Raw genomic sequence first — 19,166 nt, 5'->3', positions numbered from 1 at the left:
GCACGGCTCGACCGTGCCTCCGCGCGTCCTGCGCTCGATGCGGCTTCACAGCTCGACCAGACCCGGGCCGGGTGTGCGGGCCGGGCGCGGGGTGAGCTCCTCGAGCGGGTGACCGATGGCGATGGCGCCCAGGGGGTTCCAGTCGGCTTCCAGGCCCAGCACCTCGCGGGTGACCTCGGGCGCGAAGATGGTCGATCCGATCCAGCAGCTGCCGATGCCCTCGACGGCCAGCGCGACCAGCAGGCCCTGCACGGCCGCGCCGACCGCCACGGTGAACATGGTCCGCTCCGCGGCCCGGCGGCGCTCGTCGGGATAGTCGTGCGCGCCGTCGGGCACGCAGAACGGGATGATCACCTCGGGTGCGTCGAAAAGGATGCGGCCGCGGGCGATCCGGCGTTCCACACTTTCGGGCGTGCGACCGTCACCGCTGAGATCGGCCCGCCAGCGGTCGGCCATCGCCTCCAGCAGCGCGGTGCGCCGGGCCCGATCGCGCAGCCAGACGAAACGCACCGGGCGGGTGTGATGCGGTGCGGGCGCGGTCAGCGCCGCTCCCACCGCCGCGCGGATCCGCTCGGGATCGACCGCGGTATCGGCGAACCGACGGACCGAGCGACGCAGCAGTAGCGCCTCGCCCCGGCCCTGCTCGATCGCCTCGGCGGTGCCCAGCCAGAACAGATCGTCGGTGCCGCCGCGCAACAGATCGCGCGCGCTGGAGCCGTCGTCGCTGATCGGCAGGCCGCGCACCACCGCGACCGGCAGCCCCCCGAGCTTGCCCTTCACCAGGTCGGCGGCGGCGGCCAGCTCGTCGGCCAGCGCGATCTGGGTGACATGGAGTTCGTTGCCCTGCGCGTCCACCGCGCCGGCGTAGTCGTGCAGCACCCGCAGCCCCGACGCGCCGATGGCCGCGTCGGTCTGGCCGTTGCGCCAGGCTCGCCCCATGGTGTCGGTGATGACGACGGCGACGCGCACCCCGAGCCGTTCGGCGAGCGCGGTGCGTAAGGCTTTGGCGCTGGCGTCGGGATCGGCGGGCAGCAGCACCAATTCGCCCTGCTCGACATTGGATCCGTCGACTCCGGACGCGGCCTGCACGATGCCGAGCTTGTTCTCGGTGATCAGCGTGCGGCCCTTGCGGGCGAGCACGCGCACCGCCTCCTGATCGACCAGGGCACGACGCGCGGTGTCACGTTCCTCGGGATCGGTGGGCGCGGCGACGATTCGGCCTTCGACCTTGGCGACGATCTTGCTGGTGACCACGAGGATGTCGCCGTCGGCCAGCCACGGCGCGCGGGCCGCGAGTTCCTCGGCCAGATCGTCTCCGGGCCGGAATTCGGGCAGTCCGGTGATCGGCAGGATGGTCAGCTCGGCGGCGGCGTGATCGGTGATCGGGCTCAACACTTCACCTCCGCGAGATCCAAAGCCTCCCGGACGATTTCGGCGGTGGTCGGCGGGTCGGTCATGAGCAGCGGTACGCTGCGGACCGCGACGCCGGGCACGTCGGCGGTATCGGTGGTGTGGATCAGCCAGCCGTCCAGGATGCCGGTGGCCGAGCGGGCGCCGTAGTGGCGGCCGATCGCCTCGGCGGTCGTCTCCACGCCGATCACGGACAGGCATTCGTCGGCCATTCCGCGCAGCGGCTTACCGTCGATCACTCCCGACACGCCGATCACCCTCGCCTCGGTGGTGCGCAACGCGCCTCGGATGCCGGGTACCGCGAGGATGGAACCGATGCTGACGACCGGGTTCGACGGTGCCAGCAGGACCACGTCTGCCTCGGATATGATTTCCGTCACATTTGGTGCCGGTTTGGCTTCCTCTGCCCCGATTGTGGCAAATCCGTGTGTCTCGAGGCTCGCGCGATAGCGCACCCACCACTCTTGGAAATGGATCGCGCGGCGTTCGCCAGCGTTCTCCGGATCGCTCACAACGACATGCGTTTCACAACGGTCGTCGGTTGCCGGGATGAGTTTGACGCCCGGCTGCCAGCGATTGCAGAGCGCTTCGGTGACCGCCGAAAGCGGGTATCCGGCACGCAGCATTTCGGTGCGAATCAAGTGCGTGGCGATATCGCGATCACCGAGGCCGAACCAATCCGGCTGCGCGTTGTATTTCGCCAGCTCCTCCTTGGCATGCCAGGTTTCGCCGACCCGGCCCCAGCCGCGCTCGGTATCGATACCGCCCCCCAGGGTGTACATGCAGGTATCGAGGTCGGGGCAGATGCGGAGCCCGTGCATCCAGACGTCGTCGCCGACATTCACGATCGCGGAAACATCGGCCTCGGGCAGCAGTTCCCGGACGCCCTGGAGGAAGCGCGCGCCGCCTACCCCGCCGACCAGGACGGCGATCTTGGGCGCGCGCGCCGAGGCGCTGTCCGCTTGTTGTGCAGTCACATCCGCACAGCCTAGGCGTAACCGACGCGCCCGACCGCAACAACCTATTTGCTGCCCATTTGCTATGGCAGACACCAAGATCGGCGAGGAAAACGGCGGCGGATAGTAACGGAATAGCGTCGGCGGCTTGACCATCGACACGTCCGGCGTGTCTAATCACAGTCATGTCATTCCGGGTTCGCGCGAGACCTCAAGGCGCGGACAGCTTTTCGAACGCATGTTCGCACTGGGGTGACGAGCTCGGGGATGTCCGCGGGACAACGTCGCGGGGTACGGCCGTCGGTAGGCGTGTTGGTCCGACGGAAAGAATCATTCTGCGCTAACACACAGTGAGGAGGCGGAGCGATGGCCGACGATATGGTCACGCCAACCGATTCCACAGCAGGCGCAGCACGTGGCGTCTGCGCAGACATCGGCCGGATCGACGGTCACATCGAACAGCGCGAGGCGGGTGAGGAGCGCTCGCAATCCGAGACCGCGCCGGCACCCCGGTTGAGCCTGATCGTCACAGGCTTCGACGAGATGTTCGAGACGATCGAAGAACAGTGGCAGGAGCGTGCCCTGTGCGCGCAGACCGATCCGGAGGCGTTCTTCCCCGAGAAGGGCGGCTCGACCCGAGAGGCGAAACGGATCTGCATGGGCTGCGAGGTTCGTGACGAGTGCTTGGAATACGCACTCGCGCACGACGAACGCTTCGGTATCTGGGGCGGCCTCTCCGAACGGGAGCGCCGCCGGTTGAAACGCGGCATCAGCTAGTCCCGCGGTACCGGTTTCATCGACAGCGACGACTCGCGCCGATCTCATCGAGGTCGGCGCGAGTTCGCGTCCGGGCCCCAGTAAGTTTCTCTGTATGGCACGTTCCCGCAACCGACGCCCCCCGACCGCCCGGTCGGTGATCCGCCGCGGCCGTGGCGTGCGCGGGCCCATGCTGCCCCCGACCGTGCCGGCCTGGCGCACCCGCGGCCAGCAATTCGACCGGCTGGTGCTCGAGGCGTTCGCGCCGCTGGACAGCCGCTGGCACGACCGGCTCACCAAACTCGACATCGCCGTCGACGATGTGCCGAAAATCCGTCCGCTGCACCCGGATTCGGTGACCTGGCCGGACGAGGTGGTGGCAGACGGCCCGGTGCCGCTGTCCCGGCTGATCCCCGCGGGGCTGGACCGGCACGGCGCCGCGACCCGCGCCCGGGTGGTGCTGTTCCGCAAGCCGCTGGAACTGCGCGCGGGCGATCCGGACGATCTGGTCGATCTGCTCCGCGAGGTGCTGGTGCAGCAGATCGCCACCTATCTCGGCGTCGACCCGGAGATCATCGATCCGGAATAGCCCCGTCGGGTGATCTAGAGCGTGTCTGAGCCCGCGAAAGCGGCAGGGGGGTTACTCTTCTGGGCGTGATCCCCATGCGTCGTTGTTGCCGACCAGGCTGCAAGAATCCGGCCGTCGCGACGCTCACCTATGTGTACTCCGACTCCACGGCCGTCGTCGGGCCGCTGGCCACCGTCGCCGAGCCGCACTCCTGGGACCTGTGTGAAACCCATGGGTCTCGAATTACCGCGCCCAAGGGGTGGGAGCTGGTCCGGCACGAAGGCGGATTCTCCTCCAGCACACCGGATGACGACGATCTGACCGCGCTGGCCGAGGCCGTGCGCGAAGCGGGATTACGCCGCCGCCCGGCCGAACCCGCCGCCGAGCGCGGCTACCGGGATTACGCGCCGCCCGCCGCGCCGCGGACCACCCGCACCGGCCGCCGCGGGCACCTACGTGTGCTGCCCGACCCGCCCAGCTGACCACACGACGCCGGGTCCAACTCCGCCCAGCTGAGTTCCGGTGCGGCTGTGCACACTAGGGTGGTGCGCATGACAGTCGCCCGCTCTGCCGAGTTCGTGAACGCGGTCATCAAGGCCTATGACGTCCGCGGTGTTGTCGGTGAACAGATCGACGCGCAATTCGTCGGCGACGTCGGCGCGTCGTTCGCGCGCCTGATGCGCGCCGAGGGCTCGAGCCGGGTGGTGATCGGCCACGATATGCGCGATTCCTCCCCCGGCCTGGCCGCCGCGTTCGCCGACGGCGTCCTCGGTCAGGGCCTGGATGTGGTGCACATCGGCCTGGCCTCCACCGATCAGCTGTACTTCGCCTCCGGCCATCTCGGCTGCCCCGGCGCCATGTTCACCGCCAGCCACAACCCGGCCAAGTACAACGGCATCAAACTGTGCCGCGCCAACGCGCTGCCGGTCGGCCAGGACACCGGACTGGCCACCATCGCGGCCGAGGTGACCACCGGGGTCCCCGGCCACGACGGCCCCCGCGGCACCGCCACCGAGGTGGACCTGCTCGCCGACTACGCGGGCTATCTGCGCGGCCTGGTCGAACTCGACGGCATCCGCCCGCTCACCATCGCGGTCGACGCGGGTAACGGCATGGGCGGGCACACCGTGCCCGCGGTGCTGGGCACGCTCGAACAGCTGAAGATCGTGCCGCTGTACTTCGAGCTCGACGGCTCGTTCCCCAATCACGAGGCCAATCCGCTCGATCCGAAGAACCTGGTCGACCTGCAAGCCCTGGTGCGGGAGTCCGGCGCCGACATCGGGCTGGCCTTCGACGGTGACGCCGACCGCTGCTTCGTCGTCGACGAGAAGGGCGAGCCGGTATCGCCCTCGGCGATCACGGCCCTGGTGGCCGAGCGGGAGCTGGCCAAGGAGCCCGGCGCGGTCATCATCCACAACCTGATCACCTCGCACGCGGTGCCCGAACTGGTCACCAGCCTGGGCGGCACCCCGGTGCGCACCCGGGTCGGCCATTCGTTCATCAAGCAGGAAATGGCCGCTACCGGAGCGGTTTTCGGTGGCGAGCACTCCGCGCACTACTACTTCCGCGACTTCTGGGGCGCCGACTCCGGCATGCTCGCCGCGCTGCATGTGCTGGCGGCGCTCGGCGAGTCCGACCGGCCCATCTCCGAGGTCATGGCCGCCTACGAGACCTACGCTGCCTCCGGCGAGATCAACTCGACGGTCGCCGACGCCAAGGACCGGACCATGGCGGTCCTGGAGGCCTTCGGCGACCGGGCCAAGTCGGTGGACCGCCTCGACGGGGTGACCGTACAGCTCGCCGACGACGCCTGGTTCAATCTGCGCGCGTCGAACACCGAACCGTTGCTCCGGCTCAATGTCGAGGCCCGGTCACCGGAGGAAGTAGACGCACTTGTGACTGAGATCCTGAGCATCGTCCGACGCTGACTGGAATAGTGGAATGACACAGGAGTGATGCCTGGAATAGTGGAATCACAGCAGCGCGATGAGGGGAGGTGGGACGCCCGATGATCGCTGGAACACCGGTGCTCGACCTCGACGATGCCGCTTCGCTCCAGGCTGCCGATACCGGCGGCGCCCTGCGTTCGGCCGCCTCCGGCGGCGCGCAGGTTCGTGCGACCGCGGCGGCCGTCGATGAGGATGTGCTCGCTCGCCTCACCGGCTTGCGCCCCCGCAGTGTGGTGCTGGTCTGTGGTTCCGGCCGCGCCACCCGCGCGGCCGGCCTGCTGATCGCCGCGCTCGGCGAGCGGGCCAGCCTGCCCATCGTGTCCGCGTCCATGTTGCCGCCCTGGGTCGGGCCGCTCGATGTGGTGCTGGTCGCCGGTGACGATGCCGGTGATCCGCGACTGATCGATTCGGTGGACCGGGCGGTGCGCCGGGGCGCCGAGGTGGTGGTCGCCGCTCCGCTGGAGGGGCCGCTGCGCGCGGCCGCCGCGGGCCGGGCCGCCAGCCTGGAGCCCCGGGTTCCGGTGCTCGCCTACAACCGCCTGCTGCGTTTCCTGGCGGCCGGCATCGCCGTGCTGCGCGCGGTCGATCCGATTCGCACCGCCGAGGCCGTCCCCGATCTGACCGCGCTCGCCGACCTGCTCGATGCCGAGGCGCTGCGCGACGGGCCGCAGAGCGATGTCTTCCACAATCCGGCCAAGACCCTCGCCGCCCGCATGCACCAGCGCGGGATCGTGCTGGTCGGCGATTCCCCCGCCGCGACCGTACTGGCCGCGCACGCCGCCGAGGTGCTGGTGCAGTCGGCGGGCCGGGTGTCCACCGCCGCGGGCCTGGCCGAGATCGTCGCCGCGCTGCCCCGCATCACCGAGACCGCCGGGCGGGCCACGCCCGATTTCGATCCGCTGTTCCACGACGAGGAACTCGACGGTCCCGCGCCGGTGGAGCGGATCGGGGTGTTCGTGCTCAGCGCCGATCCCGACACCTCCGCGGCGCGGCGCAGAATCGCGGTGTTCGGCAGCGGTTCCGGCCTGGTCGACGCCGATCTGGTCGGCGCCGATGTCGATCTGCTACAGACTGCCCTGGCCGATCCGAGCGTGCCCGCCGCCGCCAAGATCGACGATCCGGCGGCGCCGCGGCCCAGTTCGGGGCACGGTACCGAACTCGAACAACTCGCCGTGCTCGCCGTGCGCCTGGAGATGGCCGCGGCCTATCTGCGGCTGCTCGGCAGTGGCACCTCCGCGAGCACCGGTGGCGACCACTTCGACGGGGGACGCTACTAGTGCACGAACTCGTTGGTGCACTTCGTCCCTACGCCTGGGGCTCACGCACCGCACTGGCCCAACTGTGCGGCCGGCCGGTCCCGTCGGCGCACCCGGAGGCCGAGCTGTGGTTCGGCGCGCACCCCGCCGATCCCGCGCATCTGCGACTGCCGCACGCCACCCGCTCCCTGCTGGAGCATCTGTCCGCCGATCCGGATCGTGAACTCGGTTCCGCCGCGACGGAATTCGGCGGCAAACTGCCCTTTCTGCTGAAGATCCTGGCCGCCGAGGAACCGCTGTCGCTCCAGGCGCATCCGAGCCTGGAACAGGCCCGGGCGGGCTGGGAGCGCGAGAACCGCGCGCGGGTCCCGCTGGATTCGCCGATGCGCAACTACCGCGACGACAACCACAAACCGGAACTGGTGGTGGCGCTGGATCGGTTCGAGGCACTGGCCGGGTTCCGCGATCCGCGCCGCACTGTCGCGCTGCTGCGCGCCCTCGATGTGCCCGCGCTCGTCCCCTATGCCGACCTGCTTGCCGCGCAACCGGATTCGGCTGGGCTGCGGACCCTGTTCACCACCTGGATCACGCTGCCGCAGCACGTGCTGGAATCGCTGCTGCCCGCGGTGCTCGACGGCTGCGTGCGCTACCTGCACGGTCGCGGCGACCGGCCCTTCCTGCCCGAGGTGCGCACCGCGCTGGAACTCGCCGAGGCCTACCCCGGCGACGCCGGCGTGCTCGCCGCGCTGCTGCTGAACCGGCTCACCCTGGAACCGGGGCAGGGCCTGTTCCTCGCCGCGGGCAACCTGCACGCCTACCTGCGCGGGCTCGGCGTGGAGATCATGGCCAACTCCGACAACGTGCTGCGCGGCGGACTCACCCCGAAGCACGTCGACGTGCCGGAACTGTTGCGGGTCCTGGATTTCGAGCCGATCGACCTGCCGGTCGTGCTGCCCGAATACGCCGCGGACGGCTCCCTGCGCTACCACACCCCCGCCCCCGAATTCGCGCTGCGCCGGGTCGATCTGCGCGCGGGCGACGAGCTGCCGCTCACGGCGGCCGGGCCGGGCATCGTGCTGTGCACGGCCGGCACCGTGCTGCTGTGCCAGGACGACGACGAACTGCTGCTCGAACGCGGCGCGGCGGCCTGGATCTCCGCCTCGGACACCGAGATTCGAGCCCGGGCGATCGACGGCGCGGCCCAGGTGTTCTGTGCCTGCGTCGGCGCCGACCCGGCGACGAGCTGACTCGCCTCGGACCCGCACGCGCCGGACACGCTAAGTTAAGCGAGATCGGGTGAGACGAGAGGGGCATTCCAGACATGTCTGCTGGCGGTGGTAAGAAGGCGATCCTCGCCGCGTTGACGGCGAACGCGGGTATCGCGGTCGCGAAATTCGTGGGTGCGGCGATCACCGGTTCGGCGTCGATGCTGGCCGAGGCGGTGCACTCGGTGGCCGACACCTCCAACCAGGGCCTGCTGCTGCTCGGTCAGCGCAAAGCCGAGCAGGAAGCCGACGAACTGCACCAGTTCGGTTACGGCCGCAGCCGGTACTTCTACTCGTTCGTGGTCGCCCTGGTGCTGTTCACCATCGGCTCGATCTACGCCATCTACGAGGGCATCCACAAGATCCAGCATCCGCAGTCGCTGGAATCGCCGATCGTCGCCATCGTGATCCTGGCGATCGCCATCGGTCTGGAGACCTACAGCTTCACCACCGCCATCAAGGAGTCGCGGCCGCTCAAGGGCGGCGCGAGCTGGTGGCGGTTCATTCGCAACTCCCGCAGCCCCGAACTGCCGGTCGTGCTGCTCGAGGACACCGGCGCGCTGGTGGGTCTGATCTTCGCCTTCGCCGGCGTCGGTCTGACCATGGTCACCGACGACCCGATCTGGGACGGTATCGGCACGCTGGCCATCGGCCTGCTGCTCGGCGTCATCGCGGTTATCCTGATCGTCGAGATGCACAGCCTGCTCATCGGTGAGGGTGCGACCGCCGACGAGGATCGGCTGATCAAGGCCAACCTGGTCGACGGGGAGCGGATCACCCGGCTCATCCACGTGAAGACCCAGTACATCGGCCCGGAGGAGATCCTGGTCGCGGCCAAGGTGGCGATCGCGCCCGGACTGGGAATCGACGAGATCGCGGCGGCCATCGATGCCGCCGAGGTGCGGGTGCGCGAGGCCGTGCCGGCCGCGCGGATGATCTACCTGGAACCGGACCTGTACCGCTCGGAAAAGGTCTGACGCAGGTGTGTCGGCGGCCGGTGCGCATCCGGCCGCCGGTAGTTTGACGGCATGTCAGCCAGCGGCAGCAAGGCAGCGATCTTCGCGGCGCTGGGTGCGAACGCCGGGATCACCGTCGCGAAATTCGTGGGCGCCGTCATCACCGGTTCGTCGTCGATGATGGCCGAAGCCATCCATTCGGTCGCCGACACCGGCAATCAGGGACTGCTGCTGATCGGCCAGAAACGATCCGAGCACGAGCCGGACGCGAAGCATCCGTTCGGGTACGGGCGCAATCGCTATTTCTACGCGTTCGTGGTGGCGCTGGTGCTGTTCACGCTCGGCTCGCTGGTGGCGATTCACGACGGCATCAACAAGATTCGCGATCCCGAACATCTGGAGCAGCCGTTCGTGGCGATCGCGATTCTGCTCGTCGCGCTGTGCCTGGAGAGCTACAGCCTGCGGACCGGTATGCGGGAATCGCGGGCACTCAAGGGGCGCGGCAGCTGGTGGGCGTTCATTCGTGACTCCCGCAATCCGGAGCTGCCGGTCGTGCTGCTGGAGGACAGCGGCGCGCTGATCGGCCTGAGTTTCGCCTTCGCCGGAGTCGGATTGACCGCCCTGACCGGCAATCCGGTCTGGGACGGGGTCGGCACGCTGGCCATCGGCGTTCTGCTGGGCTGCATCGCGGTCGTGCTGATCGTGGAGATGAAGAGCCTGCTCATCGGGGAGGGCGCGACACCCGACGAGGAAGCGGCGATCCTGGCGAATCTGCGCGGCGGCGGAATCGATCAGGTGCTGGGGCTGCGCACCGAATACCTCGCACCCGACCAGCTCATGGTGGCCGCCAAGATCATCGTGGCGCCGCCGATGACCGCCGGCGAGATCGGGGACGCGATCAACCAGGCCGAGGCGCGCGTGCGGGCGGTTGTTCCGGCGGTGGATGTGGTGTACCTCGAACCGGATATCTACCGGCCCGAGCGCCGCTGACCGGATTCGAGCAACTCGAGCGGGTCCCTGCGAATCCCGAACTCCCGGCGCAGGACATGACGCGCGGCGTGCAAGCCGTTCATCCCGTGTACGCCCGGCCCGGGGGGCGTCGATGACGAGCACAGGTACACCCCGGAAACCGGTGTCGCGTACGGATTCCACCGCGCGACCGGTCGTAATGCCGTCTGGCGCAGGTTCATCGCGCCGCCGGAGATATCGCCGCCGAAGTAGTTGGCATTGTGTGCGGGCAGCTCGGCGGCGGTCCAGACGTGTTTCGCGACGATGAGGTCGCAGAAGCCGGGTGCGAACCGTTGCACCTGGGCAACAACCTGATCGGAGATATCGCGGGTGGATCCGTTGGGCACGTGCGCGTAGGTGTAGAAGGTGTGCCCGCCCGCCGGCGCGCGGGAGTCGTCCACCACCCCCGGTTGGATCGCCAGCACATACGGCCGGTCGGCGTGCCGTCCCGCGGCTACGGTGCGTTCGGCGGCAACGGCTTCCGCGCGCGTGCCGACCAGGTGCAGGGTGCCCGCCCGCGCACAGTCCCGGACTCGCCACGGCACCGGGCCGGACAATGCGAAATCCACCTTGCAGACTGCACCGCCGTAGTGGACCCGCCCGAGTTGACGCGCGTAGCGGTGCGGCAGCCGATCGCCGCCGATTCGCAACAACTCGGCGGGCGAGGTGTCCAGGACAACCGCACGGGCGGAAGCGAATTCGGCGAGCGAGTCGACGCGGTGCCCGGTGTAGACCTTGCCGCCGAGCCGTTCGAGCTCGGCGATCAGCGCGTTCGGGATGGCCTGGCTACCACCGCGCGGCAGCACCCAGCCGCCCGCGTGCGCGAGTGTGCCGAGCAGCAGACCAGCGCCCATCGCGGGCAGTGCGCGGGGCGGGGTGATCGCGTGCGCGGCCACTCCGGTCAGCAGCGCCGGCGCCACCTCGTCTTCGAAGCGCTTGTCCCACAGTGGCGATCCCTGCTCGAGCAGGCGCAGGCCGAAGCGGACCGCGGTGGCGAGGTCGGCGGGCGGGCGGCGCAGATCCGACATGGCCAGATCGACGACCGCCGGCCAATTCCGCACCAGCGGTTCGAACAACCCCCGCCACGCGGCCCCGTCACGGCCCAGCCCCGCCACCGTCCGGTCCAGATCGCGCCAGGCCAGACCGGCCCGTCCGCCGTCGAGCGGATGGGCGTAGGACACCTCGGGGGTCAGCACTTCGACGCCGTGCGCCGCGAGATCGAACGCGCGAAAGAACGGCGACGCCAATGCCATCGGATGCGCGCCGGCACAGAGGTCGTGCCGATACCCGGGCAGCGTCAGCTCACCGGTGCGGCATCCGCCGCCCGCCGTCGGCTGGGCCTCGTAGACCTCTACCGCGAGCCCCGCCCGCGCCAGGATCACAGCCGCCGCGAGCCCGTTGGGCCCCGACCCGACCACCGCGACATCAGCCATCCCCCCACGCTACCGGTGGCCCATCGCCGACCATGTCGACGAGTTCACAGAGCCTGAAGCGACAGCACACCCCATCCCCACTGCGGTGTCACCAACCAGCGTGTGATGTGGCACCCGGTGCTGGTGGAGCGCTGGTCGATGTCAGCTGGGCTGGCCTATGGCGGTGCGCCATTCGTCGATCAAGACGGCGAGGCGCTGGTCGCGCAGGGCGGGGACGAGCCGACCGGCGCGATCGAGGGTGGCGATGCCGTGCACGCAGCACCAGGCCAGTTCGGTGCGGGCGGCGAGTTCGGCGCCGGTGAAAGCGTCGCGGAACAGCGCCTCGAATTCGCCGAAGGCGTCCCGGAGCGCCTGGGGGGCGTCGGGGCCGAAGGCCAGGTCGGTCTTCATGACGAACATGGCGTCGTAGCGGGCCGGATTGTCCACCGCGAAGGCCAGATACGCGCGGGCGAGGTTGCCGCAGGCCGCCGCCGGTGTCGCGGCCGACTCGCGTGCCGCGCGCAGTGTCTCCGCGAGCACCGCGCATCCCTGTTCCGCGACCGCCGAGACGATCGCCTGCTTTCCGGCGAAGTGGCTGTAGAGCACCGGCTGGCTGTATTCGATGCGCTCGGCGAGCTTGCGCACGGTCACCGCTTCCCAACCGGAGCATTCGGCGAGTTCTCGAGCGGTATCGATGATGCGCTGATGCCGTTCGGCCCGTTCGCGTTCCTTACGCGCTTGCGTGCTCATGCCATCATCCTAGCAGCGCTAGACAATCTAACGAAGCTCGTTTACGGTGGTATCGAATCTAGCGCCGCTAGAAAACAGAGCACCGGGGCAATTGCGGTGCGACACACCAGGAGTCACCATGAACCTCGCACGCATCGCCACCATCTGCACCCTGATCTGGGCGGCCTTCATCATCTACGTCGGAGTCGGCTTCCTCATCGCGCCGGAGTCCGTCGCGCCGGGCTTCGGCCTGCCCGCCTGGCCCGAGGGCGAGGCGGTCGCATTCTCGAACCTCAAGGGCGCGCGCGACATCACCTTCGGACTGGCGGGCCTGGCGCTGCTCGCCGCCGGTCAGCGCTACGCGCTCGGCATCGCCACCCTGGTGTTCGCCGTGGCCCCGATCGGCGACATGATCACCGTCCTGCGCTGGGACGGTTCCACCGTGACGGCGCTGAGCGTGCACGGCCTCGCCGCCGCCTTCGTAGCACTCAGCGGCGCATTGTTGATCCGGGAGCACCGGACGACGGCAGCGCCGATCTCCGCCTGACCGCCCGCTCCTCGCGCGACGCCGATCCCCGGATCGCGCCGAGCAGTGTGCTCCGCGTCACAAATCCATCGGACGCGATGAGTTCGCACCGATCACCCCGTCGAGATCGGTAACACCACATGAGCTGAGGAGAACCGCCATGGCCGCCACCAAGCCGCACGGACCCGCGTCCTACTTCCCGTCCATCGAGGCGAAGTACGGCCGCACCATCGACGAATGGAAGTCCGCCCTGGGCGAATCCGGCCTGACCTCCTTCAAGGAACTCGTCACCTGGCTCAAATCCGAACACGGCTTCGGTCACGGTCACGCGACCGCTCTCGTCCAGGTCCACCTCAATCCCGAGAAGTGGGCTGCCTGAACACCTTCCGCCCAGCCCGCGAAAACGACGAAGGGCCCGCGTGATTCGCGGGCCCTTCGTGGTTGGTGCGCCGAACGGTGGTAGAGCGGCCGACCGTCGGCACTGCCGCCGCGGCCCCGCTTATGGCGGGGACGCCGCGGCCGAATCAAGCCGGTTGCAGCGACTTCTCGGGTTCGTCCGGCTTGGCGTCCTCGACCGAACCGTGGTCGTCGACCATGGTCTGTTCGTCGAACGGCAGCTCCTTGTTCAGGACCGCGCGCACCCGTTCGGGATCGATGGTCTTGGTCCAGGTGCCGACCAGCACCGTGGCGACCGCGTTGCCGGAGAAGTTGGTGAGGGCGCGGGCCTCGGACATGAACCGGTCGATGCCGACGATCAGGCCGACACCGTCGAGCAGTTCCGGACGGTGACTCTGCAAGCCGCCCGCCAGGGTCGCCAGGCCGGCACCGGTGACGCCCGCCGCGCCCTTGGACGCCACGATCATGAATACCAGCAGGCCCACCTGCTCGCCGATGCTCAAGGGCTTGCCCATCGCGTCGGCGATGAAGATCGAGGCCATGGTCAGGTAGATCGCGGTGCCGTCGAGGTTGAACGAATACCCGGTCGGCACGACGACACCCACCGTGGTCTTCTCCACGCCGAGATGCTCCATCTTCGCGATCAGGCGCGGCAGCGCCGACTCCGAGGAGGAGGTGCCGACGATCAGCATGTACTCGCGCGCCAGGTAGCGCACCAGCTTGAAGATCGAGACCTTGGAGACCACCCGGATCAGCACGCCGAGCACACCGAAAACGAAGACCACACAGGTGAGATAGAACGCGATCATCAGGGTGGCCAGCTGGACGACCGCCGACCAGCCGGTCTTGCCGACCACGGTCGCGATCGCGCCGAATGCGCCGATCGGCGCCAGCCACAGGATCATCACCAGGACCCGGAAGACCAGCTTCTGGATCGACGCGATGCCGCGCAGGATCGGATCCCCCGCCTTGCCCATGGCTTGCAGCGCAAAGCCGACAAGCAGGGCGACGAACAGCGCTTGGAGCACGCTACCGTCGGTCAACGAGGACACCAGCGTTTTCGGGACGATGTTCTGGATGAATTCCCAGGTGCCGCCCGCTGCGTGGGCCTGATCGGCGTATTTGGCACCCTGACTCGCCGCGCTCTTGGAGATGTCCATACCGTCACCGGGCTGGAGCAGATTGCCGACCACCAGGCCGATTCCGAGCGCGGCGGTGGACATGACCAGGAAATAGCCGAAGGCCAGGCCACCGACCTTGCCGACCGTGGCGGCGGCGCGCACCGAGCCGATGCCGAGCACGATGGTGCAGAAAATGACCGGTGCGATCATCATCTTTATCAAGGCAACGAAAATTTTTCCGAGCGGTTCCAGCGAGACCGCGAAGTCCGGCGAGACCAGACCGACGATCACGCCGGCGACGACAGCCGCCAAAACGCCCAGATAGAGCCAGTGTGTGCGGTCGCGCTTGGGCGCGCGCGTCTCCTGTTGAGTTGTATCGCTCATGGCGAAGAATGCCTTCCGAAACGAACCGGCGTGAACGGGCCTGTGGACCGCTGTGCAAAATAATGGGGGCTCACGTGATGTGGGTCACGGTTTATTGCATTACGTTCAGCTCGTGCGTTCGGAGGTCGGCTGATGAAAAAAGGCCGATTGACTCTGGCCGGGCAAGCATTCGTGCTGCAACTGTTCGTCGTCGTGCTGGTCATCGCCATCGGCGCGGTCCTGGCGGTGTTCGACGCCCGACGCACCAGCGATCGGACCACCGAGCAGGAGGTCATCGATGTCGCGGCGACCATGGCTCTGGTGCCCTCCACCCTGGAGGCGGTGCGATCCGCGGACCCCACCGCTCGGTTGCAAGCGGTGACCGAGGCCATCCGCGCCCAGACCGGCATGGACTTCATCGTGGTGATGGCGCCGGACCGCACCCGCTACACCCACACCAATCCCCACCAGATCGGCCTGCATTTCAGCGGCACCATCGATCGCGCGCTGGCGGGCGAGACCTTCACCGAGACGTTCACCGGCACCCTCGGACCGTCCATTCGCGCGGTGACGCCCGTGCGCGACGAGTCCGGGCGGATCGTCGCGCTGGTATCGGCGGGAGTGACCCGGGCCCGGATCAGCGACGAACTCGGCAATCAGCTGCCGAAGATCGTCGGCGCGGCGCTGGCCGGGCTGCTCTTCGCGGCCGCCGGATCGTTCCTGCTGAGCCGTCGGCTACGCCGCCAGACCCACGGACTGGCACCCGACGAACTCCGGGTGATGTACGAGCAGCACGACGCCGTGCTGCACTCGATTCACGAGGGCCTGGTCGTATTCGGCGCGAACGAGGCCGCCGAGGTGGTCAACGATCAGGCCCGCCGCCTGCTCGACCTGTCCGACGGTCCGGTGTGCCGGGGCGATCTGCCGGTGTCCATGCAGCGGCTCGGCGGCGCGGTGGTGCGCGACGAAATGCATGTCACCGGGGACCGCATCCTGCTGGTCAACCAGGACATCGTCCGGTCCGGCCGACACCTGCTCGGCACCGTGATGACCATCCGCGACCACACCGAATTGCGCACGGTCATGGGCGAACTCGACTCGGTGCGCGGCCTGGCCGACTCGCTGCGCGCCCAGGCGCACGAGTCGGCGAACCGGCTGCACACCGTGATCACCATGGTCGAGCTCGGCAAGCCCGAGGCGGCGGTGCAGTTCGCCACCGCCGAGCTGGAGCTCTCCCAGAATCTGATCGACCGGCTGCTGGCCGCCGTCGGCGATCCGGCGCTGGCCGCCCTGCTGCTCGGCAAGGTCAACCAGGCGGCCGAGCGCGGCGTCGAACTCTCCATCTCCGAGGACACCGCGCTGGATTCGACCGCGCCGCTGTCCGCGCACGAGGCGGTCACCCTGGTCGGCAATCTCATCGACAACGCCATCGACGCCGCCGCCGATCGGGGCGGCGGCTGGGTGGAAGTGATGGTGCGACACCAGGATCCGATGCCGCCGCGGCGCTCCACCCTGCTGGTGCGGGTCGCCGACAGCGGGCCGGGCATGTCCGCGGAGGTCTTCGCCCGCGCCGCCGAACGCGGCTACACCACTAAATCCGACCATCACGGGCTCGGCCTGGCGCTGGTGCACCGGCTGGTCGCCCGGCACGACGGTGTCATCGGCACCGAACGGGCCCCGGAAAGCGCGGTGACCGTGGAGATTCCCCGGGACACCGCGAATATCGAAGTGAGACAGGAACAGTCGTGATCCGAGTGCTGATCGTCGAGGACGAACCCCTGATCGCCGAGGCGCACCGCGCCTATGTCGCCCGGATCGAAGGTTTCACCGCCGTCGCCGTCGCGCACACCGGCCGCGACGCCATGCGCGCGGCCGCGGAGGCCGCGGCCGAGGGCGCGCCGATCGATCTGGTGCTCATGGATATCGGCCTGCCCGACACCAGCGGACTCGAGGTCGCGGCCGCGCTGTCCGGGCTCGCGCCGCGCCCGGACGTCATCGCCATCACCTCCGCGCGCGATCTGACCATGGTGCGTACCGCGGTCTCGCACGGCGTGGTGCTGTATCTGCTCAAGCCGTTCACCTTCGCCGCGTTCCGGGAGAAACTGGAGCGCTATCGCGAATTCCGGTCCGCGCTCCCGGCCGGAGAATCGGCCATCACCCAGCAGGACATCGACCGCGCGCTCGCCGCGCTGCGCACCACCGATCAGCGGGCCACCGCGCCGAAAGGGGTGGCGCCGCAGACGCTGGAAGAGATCTCACGCGTGGTGCGGGCGGCCACCGAGGGGATGACCGCGGCCGATACCGCCTCCTCGATCGGGGTCTCGCGGATCACCGCGTGGCGCTATCTGGAGAAGCTGGCCGACGACGGACTCGTGCAGCGCCGCAGCGATTACGGGCGGGCGGGGAGACCGAAGACGCGCTACCTGTGGAAGGCGTGAGACACCGCGCCGGGTCAGACGTCGGTGGAGAAGCGAATGCCGCCGTCCGGGATCTCCACGCCGGGCCAGACCCGCGCACCCCGCAGCAGTTCGCAGCGGGCGCCGACATTGGCGCCATCGCCGATGACACCGTCGCGCACCAGAGCCCGCGGGCCGATCCGGGCGCCGAAACCGATGATCGAGCGTTCGACGGTGGCTCCGGCCTCGATGACCGCGCCGTCGAAGACGACCGCGCCGTCCAGCCGCGCACCCGCGCCGACCTCCGCGCCGCGCCCGACGACGGTGCCGCCGATCAGCAGCGCGCCCGGCGCGACACCCGCGCCCGCGTGGACCAGCGATTCACCGCGCTGCCCCGGCAGCGCCGGCGAGGGCGCGATACCGCGCACCAGATCGGCGGACCCGCGCACGAAATCCTCGGGCGTACCCATATCGCGCCAGTACGAGGTATCGACGTGGCCCTGCACCCGCGCGCCCTCGGCGAGCAGCGCCGGGAAGACCTCTCGCTCCACCGAGACCGGACGCCCGGGCGGGATCTTCTCGATGTACTCGCGGCGGAAGACGTAGCAGCCCGCGTTGATCTGATCGGTCGGCGGATCCTGGGTCTTCTCCAGGAACGCGGTGACCCGGCCGTTCTCGTCGGTCGGCACGCAGCCGAAGGCGCGCGGATCGCTGACCCGGACCAGATGCAGGGTGACGTCGGCGTTGGTCTTCTCGTGGGTGTCGAGCACCGCGCCGAGGTCGGTGCCGCCGAGCACGTCACCGTTGAAGACCATCACATTGTCGGCGCGCAGCTTGGGCAGCACATTGCGGATGCCGCCGCCGGTGCCGAGCGGTTCGGTCTCGGTGACGTATTCGAGTTCGAGGCCGAGTTCGGAGCCGTCACCGAAATGTTCCTCGAAGACCTCGGCCTTGAACGAGGTACCGAGCACGACGTGGGTGATCCCGGCCGCCGCGATGCGGGCCAGCAGATGGGTGAGGAACGGCAGGCCGGCGGTCGGCAACATCGGCTTGGGCGCCGAGAGGGTGAGCGGACGCAGCCGGGTGCCCTGGCCTCCGACCAGGACCACCGCGTCGGTGCTGCCTGCGTTTCCCATTGACTTCCCCTGTTCGGCTACTGAGCTGCTTCGCGCGCCTGCTGGCGCAGCGCCGATCGAACCGCAATCCGCTCGCGAATCGCAAGTCCGGCGCGCAGCGCCAGCCGCAGCGGGGCCTGCCACCAGTGCGGATGCCGGTCGGCCTGGAAACGGTAGGCGCTGGCGTGATGCGCCGGCAGCATGAGTTCGGGGTGCTTGCCGGCGGCGTGGCCCTTGGCGTGGGTGACCTCGGCGGTGGGCACGAAGACGTTGTGCCAGCCCGCTTTGCCCATGCGGTCGCCGAAGTCGACGTCTTCCATGTACATGAAGTAGCGGGAGTCGAAGCCGTCGATCGAGTCGAAGGCCGCGCGGCGCACCAGCAGACAGGAGCCGGACAGCCAGCCCACGGTCCGCTCGGCGATCTGCTCGTTGTCGCGGCGGTAGCGCTGGGTCCACGGGTTGCCCGGCCAGACCGAGCCGAGAATGGCGTGCCCGGCGCCGTCGAGCAGGCCCGGCACCGAGCGAGCGGACGGGTAGACGCTGCCGTCGGGTTCGCGGACCAGCGGGCCCAGGGCGCCCGCGCGCGGCCAGCGCTTGGCGGCGGTCAGCAGCTGGTCGATCGAGTCGGTGCTCCAGCGGATGTCCGGGTTGGCGATGACCACGAATTCGATGTTCGGGTCGATCTCGGCGACCGCGCGGTTGATCGCGCCGCCGTAGCCGATATTGCCGCCGGTGCGCAGCAGGCGCACATGGGCGTTGGCCTCGGCGGCCAGTTCGGGTGTCCCGTCGGTCGAGCCGTTGTCGGCCAGGATCACCTGCGGTTTCTCGCTGGTGGCGGTGGCCAGGGTGGCGATGAAGTGCTCGAGGTGCTCGCCCGGTGAGTAGGTCACCGTGACGACGGCCAGGCCACCGGGGGCCAACTGATCGGAATCACTCACGGCACCGAAGCCTAGTCGGCGGGCGACGACCGCGCGTCCCCGAGTC

General features: G+C 69.1%; 19 protein-coding genes. 12 read left to right on the top strand and 7 right to left on the bottom strand.

All coding sequences use genetic code 11. The features are described 5' to 3' along the window. Positions 1-45: 45 nt before the first annotated feature. Entirely contained in the window at positions 46-1,392 is a 1,347-nt protein-coding gene (locus ACFVMC_RS10030; protein ID WP_379208694.1) for a coenzyme F420-0:L-glutamate ligase, read from the bottom strand. Next, positions 1,389-2,528, bottom strand: coding sequence for a 2-phospho-L-lactate transferase (gene cofD / locus ACFVMC_RS10025; protein ID WP_379208692.1), 1,140 nt, complete (start codon positions 2,526-2,528; stop codon positions 1,389-1,391). Before cofD ends, ACFVMC_RS10030 begins: the two co-directional genes overlap by 4 nt. Before the next feature lie 381 nt (positions 2,529-2,909). Between cofD and ACFVMC_RS10020 the strand changes: the two genes are divergently transcribed. The 8 genes from ACFVMC_RS10020 (at position 2,910) to ACFVMC_RS09985 (ending at position 10,106) form a co-directional block, all read left to right on the top strand. Beyond that, positions 2,910-3,143 carry a WhiB family transcriptional regulator gene (locus ACFVMC_RS10020; RefSeq protein WP_357320309.1) on the top strand — a complete coding sequence of 78 codons (234 nt, stop codon included), beginning with the start codon at positions 2,910-2,912 and terminating at the stop codon, positions 3,141-3,143. A gap of 94 nt (positions 3,144-3,237) precedes the next feature. Next, positions 3,238-3,711, top strand: coding sequence for a metallopeptidase family protein (locus ACFVMC_RS10015; RefSeq protein ID WP_379208691.1), 474 nt, complete (start codon positions 3,238-3,240; stop codon positions 3,709-3,711). Positions 3,712-3,785: 74 nt separating this feature from the next. Next, complete coding sequence (locus ACFVMC_RS10010; protein WP_379209497.1) at positions 3,786-4,172, top strand: DUF3499 domain-containing protein; 387 nt, start codon at positions 3,786-3,788, stop codon at positions 4,170-4,172. Between the two features lie 69 nt (positions 4,173-4,241). Continuing rightward, complete coding sequence (locus ACFVMC_RS10005) at positions 4,242-5,618, top strand: phosphomannomutase/phosphoglucomutase (protein WP_379208689.1); 1,377 nt, start codon at positions 4,242-4,244, stop codon at positions 5,616-5,618. Positions 5,619-5,698: 80 nt separating this feature from the next. Beyond that, a complete protein-coding gene (locus tag ACFVMC_RS10000) occupies positions 5,699-6,916 on the top strand; it encodes a tobH protein (RefSeq protein ID WP_379208687.1) in 1,218 nt (405 codons plus the stop codon). Further along, on the top strand, positions 6,916-8,142 hold the full coding sequence (gene manA, locus ACFVMC_RS09995; RefSeq protein WP_379208685.1) for a mannose-6-phosphate isomerase, class I: 1,227 nt from the start codon (positions 6,916-6,918) through the stop codon (positions 8,140-8,142). Before ACFVMC_RS10000 ends, manA begins: the two co-directional genes overlap by 1 nt. Positions 8,143-8,216: 74 nt before the next feature. Further along, positions 8,217-9,137, top strand: coding sequence for a cation diffusion facilitator family transporter (locus ACFVMC_RS09990; protein WP_379208684.1), 921 nt, complete (start codon positions 8,217-8,219; stop codon positions 9,135-9,137). A gap of 51 nt (positions 9,138-9,188) precedes the next feature. Further along, positions 9,189-10,106 (top strand): cation diffusion facilitator family transporter, encoded by a 918-nt coding sequence (locus ACFVMC_RS09985; RefSeq protein ID WP_379208683.1) that lies wholly within the window; start codon positions 9,189-9,191, stop codon positions 10,104-10,106. Here the strand turns inward: ACFVMC_RS09985 and ACFVMC_RS09980 are convergent. Together ACFVMC_RS09980 and ACFVMC_RS09975 are read right to left on the bottom strand one after the other, a co-directional pair. Further along, entirely contained in the window at positions 10,085-11,557 is a 1,473-nt protein-coding gene (locus ACFVMC_RS09980; RefSeq protein ID WP_379208681.1) for a phytoene desaturase family protein, read from the bottom strand. The two genes, ACFVMC_RS09985 and ACFVMC_RS09980, sit on opposite strands and share 22 nt — an antisense overlap. A gap of 141 nt (positions 11,558-11,698) precedes the next feature. After that, positions 11,699-12,286 carry a TetR/AcrR family transcriptional regulator gene (locus tag ACFVMC_RS09975; protein ID WP_379208680.1) on the bottom strand — a complete coding sequence of 196 codons (588 nt, stop codon included), beginning with the start codon at positions 12,284-12,286 and terminating at the stop codon, positions 11,699-11,701. 118 nt (positions 12,287-12,404) lie between these two features. On the opposite strand from ACFVMC_RS09975, the gene ACFVMC_RS09970 reads away from it, so the two are divergent. Beyond that, positions 12,405-12,812, top strand: a complete 408-nt coding sequence (locus tag ACFVMC_RS09970; RefSeq protein ID WP_379208679.1) for a DUF4267 domain-containing protein — start codon at positions 12,405-12,407, stop codon at positions 12,810-12,812. A 139-nt stretch (positions 12,813-12,951) separates the two neighbouring features. After that, a complete protein-coding gene (locus ACFVMC_RS09965; protein WP_379208678.1) occupies positions 12,952-13,170 on the top strand; it encodes a DUF4287 domain-containing protein in 219 nt (72 codons plus the stop codon). A 145-nt stretch (positions 13,171-13,315) separates the two neighbouring features. On the opposite strand, the gene ACFVMC_RS09960 is transcribed toward ACFVMC_RS09965, so the two are convergent. Beyond that, positions 13,316-14,692: a cation:dicarboxylate symporter family transporter gene (locus ACFVMC_RS09960; RefSeq protein WP_379208676.1), complete on the bottom strand. Its 1,377-nt coding sequence runs from the start codon at positions 14,690-14,692 to the stop codon at positions 13,316-13,318. Positions 14,693-14,824: 132 nt separating this feature from the next. Here ACFVMC_RS09960 and ACFVMC_RS09955 point away from each other — a divergent pair, with 132 nt between their 5' ends. Next, positions 14,825-16,420, top strand: coding sequence for an ATP-binding protein (locus ACFVMC_RS09955; RefSeq protein ID WP_379208674.1), 1,596 nt, complete (start codon positions 14,825-14,827; stop codon positions 16,418-16,420). Further along, positions 16,417-17,109 carry a response regulator gene (locus ACFVMC_RS09950; RefSeq protein WP_379208673.1) on the top strand — a complete coding sequence of 231 codons (693 nt, stop codon included), beginning with the start codon at positions 16,417-16,419 and terminating at the stop codon, positions 17,107-17,109. Before ACFVMC_RS09955 ends, ACFVMC_RS09950 begins: the two co-directional genes overlap by 4 nt. A gap of 14 nt (positions 17,110-17,123) precedes the next feature. On the opposite strand, the gene ACFVMC_RS09945 is transcribed toward ACFVMC_RS09950, so the two are convergent. Both ACFVMC_RS09945 and ACFVMC_RS09940 read right to left on the bottom strand, forming a co-directional pair. Beyond that, the gene (locus ACFVMC_RS09945) at positions 17,124-18,203 is read right to left on the bottom strand and encodes a sugar phosphate nucleotidyltransferase (RefSeq protein ID WP_379208671.1); all 1,080 of its coding nucleotides are present in this window, start codon (positions 18,201-18,203) and stop codon (positions 17,124-17,126) included. Between the two features lie 17 nt (positions 18,204-18,220). Then, positions 18,221-19,120, bottom strand: coding sequence for a glycosyltransferase family 2 protein (locus ACFVMC_RS09940; RefSeq protein ID WP_379208670.1), 900 nt, complete (start codon positions 19,118-19,120; stop codon positions 18,221-18,223). Between the last annotated feature and the right edge of the window lie 46 nt (positions 19,121-19,166).

Source organism: Nocardia sp. NPDC127579 (genome assembly GCF_042672005.1).
Taxonomy (GTDB): domain Bacteria; phylum Actinomycetota; class Actinomycetes; order Mycobacteriales; family Mycobacteriaceae; genus Nocardia.
Note: the sequence above shows the minus strand (reverse complement) of the source record. Positions and strands in the feature narration are given on the sequence as shown.